Here is a 19,330-nt window from a genome sequence, read left to right on the forward strand (position 1 = left end):
CTGACGAAGGTATTGACGCAGTTTCAGGATTATATAACGTGTTAAATAACATGTTATGCAAATCCGGAGCGCACGATGCCCGACATTCTCGCCGATCTCGGCGTTCTCGCACTTGGCAGTCGATTGAAGCGATTGGCGGAACGCCTGCAGAGCGATGCGTCACAGGTCTGGCTGGACAAGGGATACGCCTTTCAGCCGGGAAACTTCCCGCTTCTGGCGGCGCTTGACCGATATGGTCCCATGACCGTCAGTGAGGCCGTGTCCGTCCTGGGCGTCAGTCAGCCAGCCGTGACGCGCAGCCTGGCGACACTTGTCGCACAGGGCTATGCGGTTGCAGTCGCCGATCCGCACGACCGTCGGCAAAAGCGTATTGCACTTACGCCCATGGCCATCGAGTCGATGCCGGCCATAAAGCGCACGGTCTGGAGCTTCGTCGAAGTCGCCGCGGCAGACCTGTGCGGCGATGCCAAGGCATTTCTCGATCAGATCAGCCGGATCGAGGCGGCACTTGCTGCGCAGCCCCTGATCGACCGGGCACGCAACGCCTGTGTCATTCTGGACTATCACGACGATCTGGCCGGCGATTTCTACACGATCAACGCAGAATGGATTCGCAGCATGTTCCGCATGGAGGCGACGGACGAAAAAGTGCTCTCCGATCCGCGCGGCATGATTATCGATCGCGGCGGGCATATCCTGTTTGCTGCGCTTGGCGATATGGGCGTCGTCGGTACCTGCGCCCTCATGCCGATAGAACAGGGCGTATTCGAGCTGACCAAGATGGGCGTTCTGGAGATGGCGCGCGGCCGCAAGGTCGGCGAGCAGTTGCTGGACGCCGTGCTGGAGCGCGCGCGCGCAATGGCCATGCGGGAGCTGTTTCTGCTGACCAGCCGAAAATGCACAGCCGCCATCCACCTCTATGAAAAGCTTGGCTTCCGTCATGACGCCGACATCATGGAGCGCTTTGGCAAGCGCTATGCCCGCTGCGATGTCGCCATGGCCTATCCGCTTGCGAGTGCGAACGGCGAGCCTGTTGCGGAGGACGGCGTGGCCTGCTAGACGTTCTGCAAACGTTCCGGAACACTCATGGCCAAACCGCAAACCCGCTATGTCTGCCAGTCGTGCGGCGCCGTCTCCCCAAATGGCTCGGCCAGTGCGGTGACTGCAACGCCTGGAACAGTTTTCAGGCCGAGGCGCAGATCAAGCCGAGCGACAGCCACCTGGGCCTGCGCACCGGCGGACGGACGATTCCGCTCGAGCCTCTGAGTTCGGATGCCGCCCCCGCCCCGCCGCGCAACCGGCCTAGCGGAATTTGATCGGGCACTGGGCGGCGGACTGGTGCGCGGCTCGGCCGTGTTGATCGGCGGTGACCCCGGCATCGGCAAATCGACCCTGCTGCTGCAGTCAGCGGCAGCCGTCGCGCAGCGGCGGCCGCGTGGTCTATCTTTCCGGCGAAGAAGCCGCGGACCAGGTGCGCCTGCGCGCGCGCCGCATGGGCCACAGCGATGCGCCGGTCGTGCTTGGGCAGGCACGGCGCTGCGCGACATTCTGGCGACCCTTCAACATGGTCCGTCGCCGGATATGGTGATCATCGACTCGATCCAGACCCTCTATTCCGACCAGATCGAGGCCGCACCCGGCACGGTCAGCCAGGTGCGGGTTTGCGCGCACGAGTTGATCCGCTATGCCAAGACCAGCGGTGCTGCGGTGGTGCTGGTCGGGCACGTCACCAAGGACGGCCAGATCGCCGGGCCGCGCGTCATGGAGCATATGGTCGACACCGTGCTCTATTTCGAAGGCGACCGCGCGCACCCGTTCCGCATCCTGCGGGCGGTCAAGAACCGCTTCGGCGGTACGGATGAAATCGGCGTGTTCGAGATGGCGGATGTCGGCCTGATCGAGGTCAGCAACCCGTCCGCCCTGTTCCTCCCGGAGGGCTGAGCCGGTGCCGGGCGCGGTCGTGTTCGCCGGCATGGAGGGCACCCGCCCGCTGCTGGTGGAAATCCAGGCCCTCGTCGTGCGCCTGCCAAGCGGGGCGACCCCGCGCCGTGCCGTGGTCGGCTGGGATTCAAGCCGGCTGGCCATGGTGCTGGCGGTGCTGGAAGCGCGCTGCGGCCTCGCATTCGGCTCCTGCGAAGTCTACCTCAACGTCGCGGGCGGCCTGCGGGTCAGCGAGCCCGCTGCCGATCTGGCGGTCGCCGCCGCACTGGTCTCGGCCTTGGCGGACAAGCCGCTGCCGGTCGATGTCGTGGCGTTCGGCGAAATCGCCCTGTCTGGCGAAGTCAGGCCGGTCAGCCAGAGCCTGGGCCGTCTGAAGGAAGCAGCCAAACTGGGCTTTGGCGCGGCCTTGTGCGCCGGTTCGCCGCAAACCGCAGGCACCGCACCGGAAATCAGGGTCCAGGCGCTCCCAACGGTCGGCAGCCTCGTTGACCGCATCCTGCATGCGTCCTAGCTTGCTTTGATGGCGACGTTCGACATCTTTTTCCTCGTTGTGGTGGGACTCTCCACCCTGTTCGGCTTAACGCGCGGGCTTGTCGCCGAAAGTTTGGGGCTGGCGGCCTGGGGTGTGGCCATCCTCGCCTTGAAATTCCTGTTTGCGCCGGTCTCGCTCTGGCTGCGCGGCACCACGGGTTCCGCGCCGCTTGGGGATGTCGCCGCCCTGATCCTGATCGTCGTGCTGGCGGTCGGCCTCATGCGCCTGTTCGCCACCATGCTGCGCGACCGCGTCAAGGACTCCGGCCTTGGCCCCATCGACCGGATCATGGGCGCACTGTTCGGCCTGACACGCGGCGTGGTGCTGATTTCGCTCGCCTATCTGGGGCTTGCCTTCATGGTCAGTCGCGACGCCATGCCGGACTGGATCGTCACGGCACGCAGCTTCCCGCTCGTTGATAACACGTCAACGGCGCTGCGAAACTTCATCGGCGCGCTACGCGACGAACAGCCGTTGGCAGATTTGCCCCTACCGGACGGTCATCCGGCCATCGACGACTTCTATGGGCCGGGGAGGATGCCCCGTCCCTACCCGGCGGCTACACCGACGAGGAGCAGCGCGAATTGGAAAAGCTGCTGGAGAAGAACAAGCACGAGGCCGTTGGCATCTAGGCCGCTGCTCGGCTAAAGCCCGCCCATGATCCAGCTTTACGACACAAGCGCGCGCGCCGTGCGCCCCTTTTGCCCATCGATCCGCGCCGCATCACGCTTTACGTCTGCGGGCCTACGGTGTGGAACCAGGCGCATATCGGCAATGCCCGCCCGCCGGTGGTGTTCGATGTGCTCGTCCGCCTGCTGCGCCAGCACTATGGCGCAGATTCCGTCGTCTATGCGCGCAACATCACCGACGTCGACGACAAGATCAACGCCGCGGCTGCGGTGCTGGACGACAGCCAGCCGATGAATGCGCGCATTGCCGCGATCACCAAGAAGTACGAGGCGATCTACCTCGACGACATGGCCGCGCTCGGCGTCGCGCCGCCGACCCTGGCACCGCACGCAACCGCACACATCGACTCCATCGTCGCCTTCATTGCCGACCTGATCGCCGGCGGCTTCGCCTATGAGGCCGAGGGTCATGTGCTGTTCGAGGTGGCGCGCTACGCCGATTACGGCGCGCTGTCCGGGCGCTCGCTGGACGACATGATCGCCGGCGCACGCGTCGAGGTCGCGCCCTACAAGCGCGCACCCGCCGACTTCGTGCTCTGGAAGCCGTCCAGCGCCGACCAGCCGGGCTGGGAAAGCCCATGGGGCATCGGCCGCCCCGGCTGGCACATCGAGTGCTCGGCGATGATCCGGGAGGAACTGGGTGTCACCATCGATATTCACGGCGGCGGGCAGGACCTGATCTTCCCCACCACGAGAACGAAATCGCCCAGTCGGCGTGCGCGAACCATGCGCCGCTGGCGAATTACTGGATGCACAACGGCTTTCTCTCGATGGACCGGGAGAAGATGTCGAAGTCGCTCGGCAACGTGAAGCTGGTCGGCGATATCCTCGATCAGTTGGTCGCGCGCTACAACACCACACGTGCCGCCGCTGGCGAGATCGTGCGGCTGGCCCTGCTCTCGGCACACTACCGCCAGCCGCTCGACTGGTCGGACGATCTGGTCGAGCGCTGCAAGGCGATCCTGACGGCTTCTATCAGACCCTGCGCGACACCGCAGGCTTGCAGGCTGCCACCCCGGACCCGGGCGTGCTTGCCGCGCTTGCTGACGATCTCAACACACCCGAGGCGGTCAGCGCGCTGCATGGCCTGCGCAGCAGGCTCGAGGCTGCCCGCCGCGCCGGAGACGACACCACCCAGCCCCGCAGCGCCCTGCTTGCTTCGGCAGCGCTGCTGGGCCTGTTGCAGATCGATCCCGAGGCCTGGTTCACGGCCAGCGAGGGTGCCGGACTGACGCCCGAAGACATCGAGGCCCGTATCGCCGCGCGCGCCGCCGCCAAGCAGGCGCGTGACTTTGCAACCGCCGACCGCATCCGCGACGCGCTCAAGGCGCAGGGCGTCGAACTGCAGGATGGCCCCTCCGGCGTCACCTGGCGCCGGGTGTAGGGCTGGCGAAAGATGGCGAAACACCTTATGTTCGCGCCATGAGCGAACAGTTGTACAACACCCGCATCCTGCGTCTGGCGGCGAGCATTCCGCACCATGAGCGGCTGGCGCGACCGCAGGCGAGCGTGACCAAGGTCAGCCCCATCTGTGGCAGCCGGGTGATCGTCGACGTTGCGGCGCGGGACGGCGTCGTGATCGATTTCGGCCAGGAAGTGAGGGCGTGTGCACTCGGGCAGGCCTCGGCCGCCATCCTCGGCGAAGGCGTGCTTGGGCGTTCGCTGGCGGAGCTCGCCGAGGCACGCGGCCAGTTGCGCGCCCTGCTTGGCGGCGCACAGATCGCACCTCAAGACCCGTTCACAGCGCTCGAGATTTTCACGCCCGCCGTGCCGCACCGGGCGCGCCATGCCTCCATCCTGCTGGCGTGGGACGCCGTGGTCGAGGCCGTCCAGCAGGCGGCAAGCGCAGCAGCTGCTTGATTTTGCCGTGCGATGCGCTTGGAACGCGCATGCCGTTCGAGATCACCAAATCCTTCAGCTTCGACGCTGCGCATCAGCTCGGGGCCAATGTCGCCCCGGGCCACCGCTACGCAACAGTGCATGGCCACAGCTTCGAGGCGGAGCTGGCGTTTGCCGGCACGCCAGACCCGGCGACCGGCTGGATTCGCGACTTCGACGAGATCAATGCGCTGGTCGCAACCCTGAGGGCCACGCTTGACCACAGCTACCTCAACGATGTCCCGGGGCTGGAACGCCCGACCCTTGAAAGACTGTGCCAATGGCTATGGGAGCGGGTGAAACCGCAGATGCCCGAGCTGGTGCGGGTCAGCGTCCGGCGGGGTTCCTGCCGGGAAGGCTGCAGCTACACGGGGCCCGATGCCCGCGCCTGAGCTCGATCGCCTGATCCAGACGCTCGCCCGCCTGCCGGGTCTCGGGCCGCGCTCGGCGCGGCGCGCGGTGCTGCAGATGATCGCCAAGCGCCAGACCCTCATGGAACCGTTGATCGCCGCGCTCGCCAGCGTCAGCCAGACGCTCACCGAATGCCGCATCTGCGGCAACATCGACACCGCCGATCCTTGCGCCCAGTGCGCCGACCCGCGCCGGGACGCGAGCCTGCTGTGTGTTGTCGAAGGCGTCGCCGACCTCTGGGCGCTGGACCGCAGCAGCCTGTTCGGCGGCCGCTATCATGTGCTGGGCGGCCGGCTCTCCGCACTGGACGGCGTGCGTCCGGAAGACCTGCGCATCGAGGGCCTGCTTGCCCGCGTAGCCTGCGGCGACGTGCGGGAGGTGATCCTGGCGCTGAACGCCACGCTGGAAGGCCAGACCACCGCGCATTATCTCGCCGAGCAGCTGGCGGCCTATCCGGTCAAGGTTACCCAGTTGGCGCACGGCATGCCGGTCGGCGGTGAACTGGACTATCTGGACGAGGGCACGCTGGCGCAGGCGCTCAAGGCCCGGCGACCGCTTGCTTGACACGCGGGCGGCGCGAGGCCACTTCAGCCCCTGATACGCAACCGACGAGACGACCATGGCCATCCTGCCGATCATCGAAACCCCGGACCCGCGCCTGCGCGAAATCTCCAAGCCGGTTGACGCCGTGGACGACGCCCTGCGCGCGCTGATGGATGACATGCTGGAGACCATGTACGATGCGCCCGGCATCGGCCTTGCCGCCATCCAGGTCGGGGTGCCCAAGCGGATCCTGGTGATCGACCTGCAGCGCGACGAGACGCGCGAACCGCATTATTTCGTCAATCCGGAGATCCTGTGGTCGTCGGACGAGTTGTCGCTCTACAACGAAGGCTGCCTTTCGGTCCCCGAACAATATGCCGAGGTCGAGCGTCCGGCACGCATTCGGGTGCGCTATCTGGGCTATGACGGCGCGCCCGCGAGGAGGAGCTCGACGGCCTGATGGCGACCTGCCTGCAGCACGAGATGGACCATCTGGAAGGCGTGCTGTTCATCGACCATCTGTCGCGCCTCAAACGCCAGATGCTGCTGCGCAAGCTGGACAAGCAGCGCCGCCACGGCAAGGTCGCCTGAGCGCGCATGCGGCTGGTGTTCATGGGCACGCCGGCCTTTGCGGCGCGCGCACTGCAAGCCCTGGTGGATGCCGGCCACGACATCTGCGCCGTCTACAGCCAGCCGCCGCGCCCGGCACACCGGGGCAAGAAGCTCACCCCTCGCCCGTGCAGGCACTGGCGCAGACGCTGGACCTGCCGGTCTTCACGCCACTGAGGCTGCGCGACGCCGAACGCCAGGCAGAATTCGCTGCACACCGGGCCGATGTCGCGGTGGTTGCTGCCTATGGCCTGATCCTGCCGCAACCGGTGCTGGATGCGCCCCGCTACGGCTGCCTGAATATCCATGCCTCGCTGCTGCCGCGCTGGCGCGGCGCCGCCCCGATCCAGCGGGCAATCGAGGCCGGCGACACAGAGACCGGCATCTGCATCATGCAGATGGAGGCAGGGCTCGACACCGGCCCGGTGCTGCTGCGCCGCCCCTGCCCCATCGCGCCCGACGAGACCGCCGCAACCCTGCACGACCGGCTGGCAGCGCTTGGCGCAGAGGCGATCGTCGATGCGCTTGCGCATCTGCGCACGCTTACGCCGCAGCCGCAGGATGAAAGCCGCGCGACCTACGCCGCCAAGATCGACAAGGCGGAAGCAAAGCTGGACTGGTCCCAGCCGGCGCCCTCCTCGAGCGGCGGGTGCGCGCCTTCTGCCCGGCCCCGGTGCCTATTTCCTGCTGGGGATGAGCGTATCCGCGTGCTGGCGGCCGAAGTCATGGACGCTGACGGCACGCCGGGCACGGTGCTGGACACCAGCCTGACCATCGCCTGCGGCGCGCAGGCGCTCCGGCCGACCCTGGTGCAGCGCGCCGGCAAGGCGGCGATGCCGACGACCGAGATGCTGCGCGGGCTGCCCGTGGCCGCCGGCCTCAGGCTTGAGTGATGCCCCGGTTCCGGCTGACCCTCGAATATGACGGCCGACCGTTCATGGGCTGGCAGATGCAGGACCATGGGCCAAGCGTGCAGGGAGCGATCGAGGCGGCGATCCAGCGCATCACCGGGCTGAACGCCAGCGTGATCGGCGCGGGCCGCACCGACTCCGGCGTTCATGCGCGCGGCCAGGTCGCGCATGTCGATCTGGACACGCCTTTGACGCCGTTCCGCCTGGGCGAGGCGCTGAACTATCATCTGCGCACCGACGAGGCGACGCCGGGCGCTGTCGCGGTGCTGGACTGCACTCTGGCAGACGAGGCGTTCCACGCGCGCTTCTCCGCCATATACCGCACCTACCAATACCGGATCGTCAACCGGCGGGCACCGCTCACCCATGCGCGCGGCCTGGCCTGGCATGTGATCCAGCCGCTCGATGCCGCTGCCATGCATGCCGCCGCCCAGAGCCTGGTCGGCCAGCATGACTTCACGACCTTCCGGTCCGTGCACTGCCAGTCGCGCTCGCCGGTCAAGACGCTCGGCGAAATCCGGGTGACGCAGGAGGGCGAGGCCATCCTGGTCGATGTCGGCGCGCGCTCCTTCCTGCACCATCAGGTGCGATCGATGGTCGGCTGCCTGAAGCTGGTCGGCGACGGCTCCTGGACGGCGGACGACCTGCAGGCGGCGCTGGCAGCGCGCGACCGCGCCGCCCTCGGCCTCAACGCCCCGCCTGATGGCCTGTATTTCATGCGCGTGGACTACGCTTAGAGCGGTTTTCGATCTGATAGAATCAGATCGCCGCACTATACTTTTGTTTTACCGCGATTTTTAACCATCGGATGACTCCATCCGATTGGAAATCGCTCTAATCTCTTGCTCCATCGCGCCTCCCGTCCCTCCGGTGAGGAGATGGGTCACTGCAATGTCATCGCGCTCTAACAGGCTGCTGAAAAGTGATTTCCTGCACTCCAAACGCATTGCCGTCACCCCGGCCCCTGACGGGGATAAACTCCGGCCGGGGTCCATGGCCAACACCTTATATTCGTTGTATATATGCCCCATGGATTCCGGCCTTCGCCGGAATGACGAAATGGAGCTGTATAATTCCACTTTTCAACAGGCTGCTAAATCAGCCCCAAGGTCTTGAAGCTGGCATGGCCGGTGCTGCCGATCACCAGATGATCGTGGACGCGCACGCCAAGCCGCTTACCGGCTTCGATGATCTCCTGCGTGATGGCGATATCGTCCTTTGATGGGCTCGGGTCGCCGGACGGATGATTGTGCACCAGAATGATCGCGGTCGAGCCGAGGTCGAGCGCGCGCTTCAGGACCTCGCGCACATAGACCGGCGCGTGGTTGACCGTCCCTTCCGCCATCACCTCGTCGCGGATCAGGATATTCTTGTTGTTGAGAAACAGCACCCGGAACTGCTCGATCAGGCTGTGGGCCATGCTGGCGTGGCAGTAACTCAGCAGCGCCTGCCAGTTGGAGAGCACCGGCCGGTCCATCACCGCCTCCCGCTGCAGGCGCAGCGCCGCCGCCTGCGTGAACTTGAGCGCGCCGATCGCCGTCGCCGACAGCCCGCCGAAGTTCTGCAAGGCGGCGGCCTCGGCAGAGATCACCCGCGCAAACGACCCGAATTCGCGCAGCAGCGCCTTGGCCAGCGGCTTGGTGTCGCGCCGGGGAATGGCAAGCGCCAGCATATATTCGAGCAGCTCGTGGTCGTGAAAGGCATCCCCGCCGCCGGCGAACAGCCGTTCGCGCAGGCGCTCGCGGTGCCCGCGCCGTCGTGCTCGTCAGAGGGCATAGGGCGGCGCATGCAGCCCGGCCGGCGACAGCGTGAAAATCTCGCAGCCGTCTTCGGTGATGCCGACGCTGTGCTCGAACTGGGCGGAAAGCGAACGATCGCGGGTGACGGCGGTCCAGCCGTCGTCCAGCACCTTCACCTCGTAGCGCCCGGCGTTGATCATCGGCTCGATGGTGAAGAACATGCCCGGCTTGAGCACGATGCCCGTGCCCGACCGGCCAAAGTGCACGACGTTTGGCGCTTCGTGGAAAATGCGCCCCAATCCGTGGCCACAGAAATCGCGCACGACCGAATAGCGGTGGCTTTCCGCAAACGACTGGATCGCATGGCCGATATCACCAAGCCTGGCACCGGGCTTCGCCACCGCGATGCCACGCATCATCGCCTCGTATGTCACCTCGACCAGCTTCTTCGCCTTGATCGGCACGCTGCCGACCAGGAACATGCGGCTGGTGTCGCCGTGCCAGCCGTCCAGCACCACGGTCACATCGATGTTGAGGATGTCGCCATCCTTCAGGCGCTTGGAGCCCGGAATGCCATGGCAGACCACGTGATTGACCGAGGTGCAGATCGATTTGGGAAAGCCGCGGTAGTTCAGCGGCGCCGGCACGCCGCCCCGCGCGACGATGAAATCGAACGCGAGCCGGTCCAGTGCTTCGGTCGTCACATCCGGCGCGACGTGCGCTGCGAGCATGTCCAGGCACTCGGCCGCCAGCCGCCCGGCCGCGCGCATGCTGACGAAATCCTCAAGAGCATGCAGCCGCACCGTGCCGGCATCCAGATCTTCCTCAAGCATATCCGCGTCGGTCATGGCTCTATCCTTTACGGTTCCACTATGGGCAGCGGGCCGGCCAATTCAACCCGCGTCGTGGTTAATGCGCAGTGAAAGGCCATGAACTCGACACCGGCCTGCCTCGCGGTCACCGCTGCAGCGGCGTAGGCGGGGTCCAGGTCGGCGGCGAGGGTCACCCCGGCACAGTCTGCGCGCTGCACGACATAGCACATGACGGCGCGCGCACCGGCCGCTGCCTGCCGGGCAAGCGCCGCCAGATGCTTGGCCCCGCGTGCGGTGACGCTGTCCGGAAACGCCGCCAGGTCGCCGCGACGCCAGTGCACGTTTTTCACCTCGACGTAGCATGGCCGGGGATCGTCCGGATGGCCGCCGAGCAGCAGATCGATGCGGGAATTGGCATCATAGCGCACTTCCGGGCGCACGTCCGCATAGCCGCTGAGCGGCTGCAGGCGGCCAAGCGCTTCGGCAACCAGCGTGTTCGGCAGGCTGGTATCGATGCCCACCAAGTGCCCGTCGACAGCCTCCAGCACCCAGCGATACGGCAACTTGGCCGCCGGGTTGCGCGCCGGCTCCAGCCACACGGCGGCCCCGGTTGCGCCAGCCCCAGCATCGCCCCGGGGTTGGGGCAGTGCACGGTCACGGTGCGCCCGTCCGCGAGTTCGACATCGGCGAGGAACCGCTTGTAACGCCTGATCAACTTTGCCGCGATCAGCGGCTTTGCGAAGTCCATGGATTGCCAAATCCCCTGCCATGTCGCAGATAAGCGCGATTAAGCACGCGAGGTACAGCACATGGAACAGCCGGCGCACAAGAAGCGGATTTACACGGCGGCGCTGGTCATCATCGGCGACGAAATTCTCTCCGGCCGGACGCAGGACGCCAACCTCGCCTATCTGGCCAAATGGCTGAACGTACAGGGCATACGGTTGAAGGAGGCCCGGGTGGTCGCGGACGAGCAGCCGGCGATCGTCGAGGCGGTCAACGCCTGCCGCGCCCGGCACGACTATGTGTTCACCACTGGCGGCATCGGCCCGACACACGACGACATCACGGTCGACGCCATCGCGGCCGCGTTTCAGGTGCCCGTCGTCCTCCACCCGCGCGCGGAGGCGATGCTGCGCGCGCACTATGCCGAGCGCATCACCGAGGCGCGCCTGCGCATGGCTCGCGTGCCCCAAGGCGCGGACATCATCGAGAACAAGGGTAGTGCTGCGCCGGGCGTTCGCGTCGGCAATGTGTTCATCCTTGCCGGCATCCCGACCGTGATGCGTGCCATGCTCGACTCGCTGGACGGCGCGCTGGAGGGCGGCGACCCCGTCCTCTCCCGCACGGTCGGCGCGCATGTCGCGGAAAGCGAGGTCGCAGAGCTGCTGCGTACGGTCGAAGCGGACATCGAGGGCGTTCAGGTCGGCAGCTATCCGTTCTGGCGGCAGGGCAAAATCGGGGCGAACTTCGTCGTGCGCTCAACCGACGTCGAGCGCGTCAATGCGGCATGCGGCGCTATTCTGGACGGCCTGCGCGCCCTGGGCGTGGACCCTGTCGACGGCGAACTCTAACAATTTGTGCTGCCTTGATTTCTTTATCAGCAGCTAAGTCCGTTCGATAGGGAGTTGCACTGATCAACGGGCCAAGCAAGGCCTGCCCGCGCCGCCCCAGCACGAGAACCCAGAAGCGCCCGGTCTCTGGGTTGCAGGCGTAGCCGAAACCGGCATCGTCCACGTCCGGCAGCAGAATATTGTGCTGGTGCGCCGGGCTGTTGAGCCAGGCGGTCGCTGCATGCGTTGCAGACTTCTGCTGCCAGGCGAGGTTCTCGGCGCGCGGCTGACCACTATATTGTGCGCCGATCGCGCGCTCGACGAAGGTGCCGCCCTTATCGTCGACATGGGTAAGCTGGCCCTGGAGCGCCATCTCCCGTGCCTGCTGGTTCGCCGCTTCAGTCAGCGCCGGATCTTCGCTCAGCGCGCCCATGCCGTGGGCGGCGCGTTCGCGGTTGAAAACATCGAGCGCAGGGCCGATGGCGGTCGCGTCAAAAGGGTCAGTTCACAGCGGGTCGGGGCCGAAACGGCGACCGGCGCTCCGCTCCCGCCCGCCAGCGCCGGAAGCGAGATCAAAGATAAATAGACGCTGAATAGCGTATTTACATAGTTAATTTTCAACAATCGGCTGCTTCCGGCACAGATACAACAAAGCATACTGCGCGATTGTTAAATCGGCTCTAAAAGACTGACAAACCTGACGCGTGAGCCGGCTGTAAAATCAGCCGAGTTTTTCCAGAATTTCGTCCGGTACCTCGAAGTTACCGGTCACGGTCTGGACATCGTCATGATCTTCCAGCCCGTCGATCAGCTTCATCAGCTGTGGTGCATCGTCTTCGGTGACGGTGACGGTGATGTTTGGTTTCCAGGCGAGCTTGGCGCTCTCCGGCTCGCCGAGCTTGGCTTCCAGCGCCTTGGCGACTTCGTGCAGCGCCTCGATGCTGGTGTAGATTTCGTGGACCTCGTCGCCGAGCGCCACATCGTCCGCACCGGCATCAAGCGCCGCCTCGAACACGGTGTCCGGGGCGCCGGCCTTGGCGCTGTAGACGATCAGGCCGACCCGGTCGAACTGGTGGGCGACCGAACCGCTGGTGCCCATGTTGCCGCCGTACTTCGAGAACAGCGAGCGCACATCGGACGCCGTGCGGTTGCGGTTGTCGGTCAATGCATCGACGATGATGGCGACGCCGCCGGGGCCAAAGCCTTCGTAGCGCATTTCCTCGTAATTCTCGGTGTCGGGGCCGGAGGCTTTCTTCATCGCCCGTTCGATGTTGTCCTTGGGCATCTGGGCGGCGCGAGCGGCGGCGATGGCCGCGCGCAGACGCGGGTTGTGCGCGGCGTCCGGCAGTCCGGTCTTGGCGGCGACGGTGATTTCGCGCGCCAGCTTCGTGAACATGCGCGCGCGCTTGGCGTCCTGCGCGCCCTTGCGGTGCATGATGTTCTTGAACTGGGAATGCCCGGCCATTCTATCCTCTTGCCAACATGATAGGGTGTCTGGCCATAGCAAGCCGCGCGCGCCGTCAAACGCTCGCTTTTCCGAGGCCGGTCTTCGAAAAGTCTCAGCAGGCTGCTAGCCCAGCCGGACCGCCGTGCCGGTGACCGTCACCATCAGCATGGAGCCATTCTGCCCGACCGTCTCGTAGTCGAGGTCGACGCCGATCACCGCGTCAGCGCCGAGCGCCCGCGCTTCCTCGGTCATCTCGCGCAGGGCCGTCTGGCGTGCCTCCCGCAGGGTCGACTCGTAGGAACCGGACCGGCCGCCGACGATGTCGCGGATCGAGGCGAACAGATCCTGAACAGGTTGGCACCGATGATCACCTCCCCGGTCACGACGCCGAGATAATCCCGCACCGTGCGGTCCTGCAGGCTGGATGTGGTCGAAATCAGCATGGGCTCCCCTTCCTTCAGGCGGCGATCCGGCGCACGGCACGGCCGAGCATGACCTTGCACAGATGCGCGCGGTATTCGGCGCTGGCGTGAATGTCGCTGTTCAAGTCGTCAACCGGCATCGAAAGGCTGTCAAGCGCACCGGCGCTGAAATCGGCAGCCAGTGCAGCCTCTGCCTCAGTCCAGCGGAACACGCCAGGCCCGGCGCCGGTAACCGCCACCCGCACCGCTGCGGCCTGCGCCACGAACACGCCGACGACCGCATAGCCGGATGCGATATTGCGAAACTTGGCGTAAGCAGCGCGCGCACACGGCGCAAACCGCACGGAAGTCACCAGCTCGTCCGGCTCGAGCGCCGTCTCGAACAGGCCGCGGAAGAAATCGTCCGCCGCCACGGTACGGCGATCGGTGACGATCTGCGCGTCCAAGGCCAGCAGCGCCGCCGGGTAATCGGCGCTCGGATCGTTATTGGCGATCGAACCGCCCAGGGTGCCGCGCGCGCGCACCTCGCCGATGCCGGCCGCAAGCTCGGCAAGTGCAGGCAGATGCGCCTGCACCAAGGGGTTCGCCGCCACCTCGGCATGCGGCGTCATGGCACCGACAACCAGCGCACCATCCTCGATCCGAACGCCGCGCAGGCCGGGAATGTGCGCAAGGTCGATCACACTGCTCGGCGCGCGCAGCCGCTGCTTCATGGTGGGGATCAGCGTCATGCCGCCGGCGAGAAACACAGCCTCCGGATCGTCGCGCAGTAGGGCGACGGCAGCGTTGATACCCTCGGGGCGTTCATAGGCGAAGGGATGCATCCGTGCCTCCTCAGGCCTCGGCCATAGCGCGCGCGCCGGCCTCGATCGCCTTGACGATGTTGATATAACCGGTGCAGCGGCAGAGATTGCCGTCCAGTTCCTCGCGGATGACCTCGGCCGACGGCGTGCCATGGCGGCGCGCGATGGCGATGCCGCTCAGGATCATGCCCGGGGTGCAGAAGCCGCACTGAAGGCCGTGATGCTCGCGGAACGCCACCTGCATGGGGTGCAAAGCCTCGCCGCTCGCCAAGCCTTCGATGGTGATGATGCGCGCACCGTCAGCCTGCACCGCCAGCATCGTGCAGGCTTTCACGCAGGTATCGTCGACCAGAATATTGCAGGCGCCGCACTGGCTGGTGTCGCAGCCGATGTGAACGCCGGTGAGACGCCGGTGTTCGCGCAGAAGTTCAGATAAAGCAGGTTCGGCGCGACCTCATGGTCGGCCGTAGCGCCGTTGACGGTCAAGGTGATGCGCATCAATGAAAAACTCCGCAATGCGCAGTCCTTCTAGACCCTTCCCGTTTTGATTGAATCACTTTTGCGCGGCAATCAAAACGGACAAGAAGGGTCTACACGGAGAGTGAGAGCCTTTCTTATCGCTTTCGCTTGAGGCACTTCAACACAAGCGCCTCAATCCCAGTCGGAAAGGCTCTAGAGTCTGATGACATTACGTTGAACCACGCGCCATCGCGCGGTTGCACACGCGCCGCTCACCCTGAGCTGGACGAAGGGATGAGCGGCTCGTGGTTCGTCCAAGCTCACCACGAGCGGACTTTACAGCCTGCTTCAGTGAAGATCGGAATGGCGATCCAATCCAATGTCATCAGACTCTAGCGGGCGACGTTAGCGAAGGAAAGGGCGGCAGGTCCGGTTCCACGAACTCTACGCTACAGAAACCGGACCGCGGGCGTCAGGCCCGTTGGCCATCCAGCTGGACGCCCTTTGCCGTCCGACAGAAGGCCGATCCATCCACAACACATCCGGATCGGTCTTCGATTCAACAATCGCAAAGGGCGGGCCAAACGGTAACGCGTTGATATTCCTCGGGGCGAAAATTCAACTCGTGCGCGCAGCGTCCCAGCGTGGCACAGCCTGTCCCAAATCCTGTATCAGGAAATACAAACGTGTGTAGTGCCTTATTCCGCCAGCCCAAGCGCCGACTTGTAGGTCTCCAGCAGGGCTTCCTGTTCGATGCGCTTGTGCCGGTCCATCGCGCGCAGCTTGACGATCGAGCGCATGGTCTTGACGTCGAAGCCCTGCGCCTTGGCTTCGGAATAGACTTCGCGGATCGTCTCGGCGAGGCTGGCTTTTCTTCTTCCAGCGTTTCGATGCGCTCGATGAACTGCCGCAACTCGGCAGCGGAAACATTCATGTCTGACATGGGAACCTCGAGATAAATCAGTCGAACAGGCTGGAGACCGAGCTTTCCTCGGCGATCCGGTGCATAGCCTCGCCGATGATCGGCGCAATGGTCAGCCGGCGGATGCGCTTGGAGACGCGCACGGCCTCGGTCTGCATGATGGTGTCGGTGATGACCAGCTCCGACAGCTGCGACGCGCCGACCCGCGCAACCGCCCCCGGACAGGACACCATGGCTGACATAGGCGACGACACCGCGCGCACCGGACTGCATGAGCGCCGCGGCAGCGTTGCAAAGGGTGCCGGCTGAATCGACGATATCGTCCACCAGCACACAAAAACGATCCCGCACGTCGCCGATGATGTTCATGACCTCCGACTCGCCGGGTCGCTCGCGGCGCTTGTCGACGATGGCGAGCGGTGCGTCGTTCAGGCGCTTGAGAGCGCCCGTGCGCGCACCACGCCGCCGACGTCAGGCGACACCACCATCAGCGGCTCGCTGCCGTAGCGCTCGCGGATGTCCGCGCTCATGACCGGGGCAGCGAAGAGGTTGTCGGTCGGGATGTCGAAGAAGCCCTGAATCTGCCCTGCATGCAGGTCCATGGTCAGCACCCGGTCGGCACCGGCGACGGTGATCAGATTGGCGACCAGCTTGGCGGAGATCGGCGTGCGCGGACCGGGTTTGCGATCCTGCCGGGCATAGCCGAAATAGGGGATGACGGCGGTGATCCGCTTGGCGCTCGCGCGCTTCAGCGCGTCCGTGCAGATCAGCAGCTCCATCAGGTTGTCGTTGCAGGGCGCGGACGTCGACTGGATGACGAACACATCCTCGCCACGCACATTCTCGTGAATTTCCACGAAGACTTCTTCATCGGAGAAGCGACGGATGCTCGCCTTGGTCAGCGGCAGATTGAGATAGGCGGCAATGGCCTCGGCAAGCGGCGGGTTGGAGTTGCCGGCAACCAGCTTCATCGGACAAACCTGATCATGGATGGGAACGTGTGGTCGTCCATAGCGAGCTTGTCACAGACACGCAACATGGCGGTGCGCCAAATCCGCGAAGTTGCGGTTACAGCTCGGGCAGGCTGGCGTCGCTCGCCAGATCCCGGATCGCCTGCACCGCAACGCGCGACGGCGGGCGGCGTTTGCCAAGCGCCGACGGCAGCCGCCTCAGCATGCGCGGGTCGTCCGCGTGCGGGCCGGGCGACGCCTGAACCGCACGGTCCACCACCAGCGCCAGCTGCTCGGCGACACGGGCAAGCCGATCCGCAGACGCGCTGTTGATCTCGCCGCTGGTGCGCAGTTGCGCCACTGCTTTGGCGATGCGGCTGCGTGAGGCGCGGTCGGTCTCGAACCCTGCCTCGAACTTGGCGAGCAGCTCCGCCACCTGCGCGAGCGGGCGGAGACCAGCGCGGCGTTTTCCCGGCCGGCGCGCACTGTTTCCAGCGCCAGAGTTCGTACCTCGCTGATCGCGGCACTAATGGCATCGCCATTCTGGTTCACGACAGCGCCCATAACCGCGTGCAGCTTTTCCGAAAGATCGCGCACGAGGGCCGCCACCTGCTGCGGGGCCGCCGGTGCGGGAACCGCCGTGGCTTCTCCGGGCTGCATCTGCGGCTGGACCGGCGTTGGCGTCGGGGCGCGCTCCGCCTTGACCACGGCGGAGACAGCGCGAAAGCTTGCCTCGACGCTGGTGACAATGCTGTCGACAACCGCCTGCCGGCCGAGGATCGACTGGTGGTGCACCAGCATGTCGTGCAGCCGCGTCGCAGACGCCGACGCCGCATGGTAGCCGAAATGATAGAGCACACGGGCAACGCATGTGCCGAAAAGCCTGCGCAAAGAGCGGCCGCGGCGCTGCGCGCCGCAACGGCCACCTCGGTATCGACGGCCGCGACGATGTTCGTCGCGTTGAGGTGCAGGCCGTTATAGAGCGCTGCCAGCGCCAGCAGCGCCGCCAGCGCCAGCGGCACCCAGGTGGCGACCCGATAGCCCCAGCCGGCGAGATCGTGGGTCAGCAGGCGGTTCGGGCACAGGCCGTCGACCACCAGCCGTTGCAGGCTGGTCTTGCCGCCCTGGTGGCGCGGCAGGCCGAGCGCGCGCCGCAGCCAGGCGCTCTCCAGGATGGCGTCAACCACGAACGGTCGGATTTCCGCCTTGCGCGCGCGCATGGCGAGCGCCAGAAACGCGGCATCCGCCGCCCGGCCCAGCACGCCGCACGGGATCAGCCACCCGGCAACCAGCGCGATCCAGACGCCCATGCTGCAGGCCATCACGATCTGGACGATGCGCACGCTGAGGGCTGAGACCAGAACCGGGCTGCCGGCAAGCCAGACTTCGAGCTGCGGCATCGCCGCTGTGAATGCGACCGCGACGCTGATCGCGCTCGCCAGCCCGGCGAGACTGGCTCCAAGGCCCAAACTGACAGCGCGGCGCATCAAGCAGCTTCCCGCCGGCGCAGCAACCGCTGATAAACCGGCACATAATTATCCACGGTGCGGGCCCAGGTCCGCTCGGTCGCGACATACTGGCGCGCGCGTGCACGGCGATCATCCCAGATCGTGCGGTTCTCGAACAACCCGGCCACGCACGCCGCCAGCGCCTGCGGATCGTCGGGCGCGAACAGTTCGCCGGTCTCGCCGGCCGTGATCAACTCGCGGTGGCCGCCGACGTTGGACGCTGCAACAAGCTTGCCCTCGGCCATCGCCTCCAGCGGCTTCAATGGCGTCACCAGGTCAGTCAGGCGCATCGACTTGCGCGGATAGACCAGCACGTCGACCAGGCTGTAATAGCGCGGCACCTCGGCATGGGGTACGCGTCCGGTGAACTGGATGTGGCGGGCGACCGGCGAGGCTTTCGCAAGGGCCGCCAGCGCCTCTGCCATCGGCCCGCCACCGGTCAGCAGCAGATGCAGCTTCGGCCGCCGGGCGACCAGTGCCGGCATCGCCGCGATCAGCACATCCAGCCCCTCATAATCATAGAAGGAGCCGATGAAGCCGATCACCTCGGCGTCCTCAAGGCCGAGCTCCGCGGCCAGCGCCGCATCGCGCATCGGTGTGTTGCCGAACTTTTCCAGATCGACTGCGTTCGGCGTCAGGAACAGCTTCGAGCGCGGCACGCCGCGCGCCGCCAGATCGGACAGCACGCCCTCGCACAGGCAGCCGACGGCATCCGCGCGGTGGACGGCGTGGGTCTCAAGCCTTCGCGTTGCGGTGTAGCGCAGGTCGCCTTCCCGGCAGGTGCCATGGGAGACGGCGGCATCCTCCCAGAACGCGCGGATTTCGTAGACGAGCGGCAGCCCCATCGCATCCGCCACACGCTGGGCAGCCATGGCGTTCAACACCGGCGAGTGAGCATGCAGGATATCCGGGCGGACCGTCTCCGCCAGCGTGCGCAGGGCGCGGGCGGTGGCGCTGACTTCGGCGATTTCGCGCAGCACCGGCTTTTCTGCCATCCAGCCGATTGGCTTTGGCGTGCGGTGGAACGTCAGGCCGTCGACCGTCTCCGGGTTGTCGCCGGCACGCGGGTGGCGCGGCGTGGTCAGGTGTGCCGTCTCCCAGCCGCGGGCGCGCTGCTCGAGCAGGATCGCGCGGCTACGAAAACTATAGCCGCTATGCTCGGGGATCGAATGGTCGAAGACGTGCAGAATACGCATGATAC

The 19,330-nt window shown here is 65.8% G+C and carries 20 protein-coding genes and 7 pseudogenes; 13 read left to right on the forward strand and 14 right to left on the reverse strand.

Annotation, left to right across the window (positions count from 1 at the left end; all coding sequences use genetic code 11):
• The first annotated feature begins 75 nt into the window (after window positions 1-75).
• The 12 genes and pseudogenes from E6W36_RS00470 (at window position 76) to truA (ending at window position 8,251) form a co-directional block, all read left to right on the forward strand.
• Window positions 76-1,059 (forward strand): bifunctional helix-turn-helix transcriptional regulator/GNAT family N-acetyltransferase, encoded by a 984-nt coding sequence (locus tag E6W36_RS00470; protein WP_222873410.1) that lies wholly within the window; start codon window positions 76-78, stop codon window positions 1,057-1,059.
• Window positions 1,060-1,086: 27 nt separating this feature from the next.
• Window positions 1,087-2,452 (forward strand): annotated as a pseudogene (gene radA, locus E6W36_RS00475) (DNA repair protein RadA).
• 9 nt (window positions 2,453-2,461) lie between these two features.
• Window positions 2,462-3,121, forward strand: a complete 660-nt coding sequence (locus E6W36_RS00480; protein WP_222873411.1) for a CvpA family protein — start codon at window positions 2,462-2,464, stop codon at window positions 3,119-3,121.
• Between the two features lie 101 nt (window positions 3,122-3,222).
• Window positions 3,223-4,058, forward strand: a pseudogene (locus E6W36_RS00485) (cysteine--tRNA ligase); the annotation flags it as partial.
• 104 nt (window positions 4,059-4,162) lie between these two features.
• The gene (locus tag E6W36_RS00490; protein ID WP_222873413.1) at window positions 4,163-4,546 is read left to right on the forward strand and encodes a DALR domain-containing protein; all 384 of its coding nucleotides are present in this window, start codon (window positions 4,163-4,165) and stop codon (window positions 4,544-4,546) included.
• Window positions 4,547-4,584: 38 nt separating this feature from the next.
• Window positions 4,585-5,022 (forward strand): iron-sulfur cluster assembly scaffold protein, encoded by a 438-nt coding sequence (locus tag E6W36_RS00495; RefSeq protein WP_222873414.1) that lies wholly within the window; start codon window positions 4,585-4,587, stop codon window positions 5,020-5,022.
• A 29-nt stretch (window positions 5,023-5,051) separates the two neighbouring features.
• Window positions 5,052-5,432 carry a 6-pyruvoyl trahydropterin synthase family protein gene (locus E6W36_RS00500; protein ID WP_222873415.1) on the forward strand — a complete coding sequence of 127 codons (381 nt, stop codon included), beginning with the start codon at window positions 5,052-5,054 and terminating at the stop codon, window positions 5,430-5,432.
• Window positions 5,419-6,015, forward strand: a complete 597-nt coding sequence (recR, locus tag E6W36_RS00505; RefSeq protein WP_222873416.1) for a recombination mediator RecR — start codon at window positions 5,419-5,421, stop codon at window positions 6,013-6,015. Before E6W36_RS00500 ends, recR begins: the two co-directional genes overlap by 14 nt.
• A gap of 55 nt (window positions 6,016-6,070) precedes the next feature.
• Window positions 6,071-6,585: pseudogene (gene def, locus E6W36_RS00510) on the forward strand (peptide deformylase).
• 6 nt (window positions 6,586-6,591) lie between these two features.
• Window positions 6,592-6,780 (forward strand): hypothetical protein, encoded by a 189-nt coding sequence (locus E6W36_RS22630; protein WP_425459659.1) that lies wholly within the window; start codon window positions 6,592-6,594, stop codon window positions 6,778-6,780.
• A complete protein-coding gene (locus tag E6W36_RS00515; RefSeq protein WP_425459660.1) occupies window positions 6,732-7,496 on the forward strand; it encodes a methionyl-tRNA formyltransferase in 765 nt (254 codons plus the stop codon). The genes E6W36_RS22630 and E6W36_RS00515 overlap by 49 nt, the downstream gene beginning before the upstream one ends.
• On the forward strand, window positions 7,496-8,251 hold the full coding sequence (gene truA, locus E6W36_RS00520; protein WP_222873417.1) for a tRNA pseudouridine(38-40) synthase TruA: 756 nt from the start codon (window positions 7,496-7,498) through the stop codon (window positions 8,249-8,251). The genes E6W36_RS00515 and truA overlap by 1 nt, the downstream gene beginning before the upstream one ends.
• A gap of 356 nt (window positions 8,252-8,607) precedes the next feature.
• On the opposite strand, the gene radC is transcribed toward truA, so the two are convergent.
• The 4 genes and pseudogenes from radC to E6W36_RS22635 all read right to left on the reverse strand — a co-directional run.
• A complete protein-coding gene (gene radC / locus E6W36_RS00525) occupies window positions 8,608-9,249 on the reverse strand; it encodes a RadC family protein (protein ID WP_222874349.1) in 642 nt (213 codons plus the stop codon).
• Window positions 9,250-9,279: 30 nt separating this feature from the next.
• Window positions 9,280-10,086 carry a type I methionyl aminopeptidase gene (gene map, locus E6W36_RS00530; RefSeq protein WP_425459750.1) on the reverse strand — a complete coding sequence of 269 codons (807 nt, stop codon included), beginning with the start codon at window positions 10,084-10,086 and terminating at the stop codon, window positions 9,280-9,282.
• Between the two features lie 26 nt (window positions 10,087-10,112).
• Window positions 10,113-10,712, reverse strand: a complete 600-nt coding sequence (gene sfsA / locus E6W36_RS00535; protein WP_425459751.1) for a DNA/RNA nuclease SfsA — start codon at window positions 10,710-10,712, stop codon at window positions 10,113-10,115.
• Window positions 10,682-10,813, reverse strand: a pseudogene (locus E6W36_RS22635) (hypothetical protein); the annotation flags it as partial. The pseudogene E6W36_RS22635 and the gene sfsA, both read right to left, overlap by 31 nt.
• Window positions 10,814-10,874: 61 nt before the next feature.
• Here E6W36_RS22635 and E6W36_RS00540 point away from each other — a divergent pair.
• Window positions 10,875-11,639 (forward strand): competence/damage-inducible protein A, encoded by a 765-nt coding sequence (locus tag E6W36_RS00540; protein ID WP_222873420.1) that lies wholly within the window; start codon window positions 10,875-10,877, stop codon window positions 11,637-11,639.
• Here the strand turns inward: E6W36_RS00540 and E6W36_RS00545 are convergent.
• The 10 genes and pseudogenes from E6W36_RS00545 to E6W36_RS00590 all read right to left on the reverse strand — a co-directional run bounded on the left by E6W36_RS00545 (window position 11,584) and on the right by E6W36_RS00590 (window position 19,325).
• Window positions 11,584-12,099 (reverse strand): CAP domain-containing protein, encoded by a 516-nt coding sequence (locus E6W36_RS00545; protein WP_281277577.1) that lies wholly within the window; start codon window positions 12,097-12,099, stop codon window positions 11,584-11,586. The genes E6W36_RS00540 and E6W36_RS00545 overlap by 56 nt on opposite strands.
• A gap of 240 nt (window positions 12,100-12,339) precedes the next feature.
• Window positions 12,340-13,083, reverse strand: coding sequence for a YebC/PmpR family DNA-binding transcriptional regulator (locus E6W36_RS00550; protein ID WP_222873422.1), 744 nt, complete (start codon window positions 13,081-13,083; stop codon window positions 12,340-12,342).
• Window positions 13,084-13,188: 105 nt separating this feature from the next.
• Window positions 13,189-13,508 (reverse strand): annotated as a pseudogene (locus tag E6W36_RS00555) (heavy metal-binding domain-containing protein).
• Between the two features lie 14 nt (window positions 13,509-13,522).
• Window positions 13,523-14,311: an FAD binding domain-containing protein gene (locus E6W36_RS00560; protein WP_222873423.1), complete on the reverse strand. Its 789-nt coding sequence runs from the start codon at window positions 14,309-14,311 to the stop codon at window positions 13,523-13,525.
• Window positions 14,312-14,321: 10 nt separating this feature from the next.
• Complete coding sequence (locus tag E6W36_RS17120) at window positions 14,322-14,624, reverse strand: (2Fe-2S)-binding protein (protein WP_246047891.1); 303 nt, start codon at window positions 14,622-14,624, stop codon at window positions 14,322-14,324.
• A gap of 823 nt (window positions 14,625-15,447) precedes the next feature.
• A pseudogene (locus tag E6W36_RS00570) lies at window positions 15,448-15,692 on the reverse strand (DUF2312 domain-containing protein).
• Window positions 15,693-15,709: 17 nt separating this feature from the next.
• Window positions 15,710-16,642: pseudogene (locus tag E6W36_RS00575) on the reverse strand (ribose-phosphate pyrophosphokinase).
• Between the two features lie 97 nt (window positions 16,643-16,739).
• The gene (locus E6W36_RS00580; RefSeq protein ID WP_222873424.1) at window positions 16,740-17,057 is read right to left on the reverse strand and encodes a hypothetical protein; all 318 of its coding nucleotides are present in this window, start codon (window positions 17,055-17,057) and stop codon (window positions 16,740-16,742) included.
• A gap of 112 nt (window positions 17,058-17,169) precedes the next feature.
• The gene (locus E6W36_RS00585) at window positions 17,170-18,108 is read right to left on the reverse strand and encodes a hypothetical protein (protein ID WP_222873425.1); all 939 of its coding nucleotides are present in this window, start codon (window positions 18,106-18,108) and stop codon (window positions 17,170-17,172) included.
• Complete coding sequence (locus E6W36_RS00590) at window positions 18,108-19,325, reverse strand: TIGR04063 family PEP-CTERM/XrtA system glycosyltransferase (protein WP_222873426.1); 1,218 nt, start codon at window positions 19,323-19,325, stop codon at window positions 18,108-18,110. Before E6W36_RS00590 ends, E6W36_RS00585 begins: the two co-directional genes overlap by 1 nt.
• Window positions 19,326-19,330: the final 5 nt, after the last annotated feature.

Origin of the sequence: Hankyongella ginsenosidimutans (assembly GCF_005144965.1) — a bacterium.
GTDB lineage: Bacteria > Pseudomonadota > Alphaproteobacteria > Sphingomonadales > Sphingomonadaceae > Hankyongella > Hankyongella ginsenosidimutans.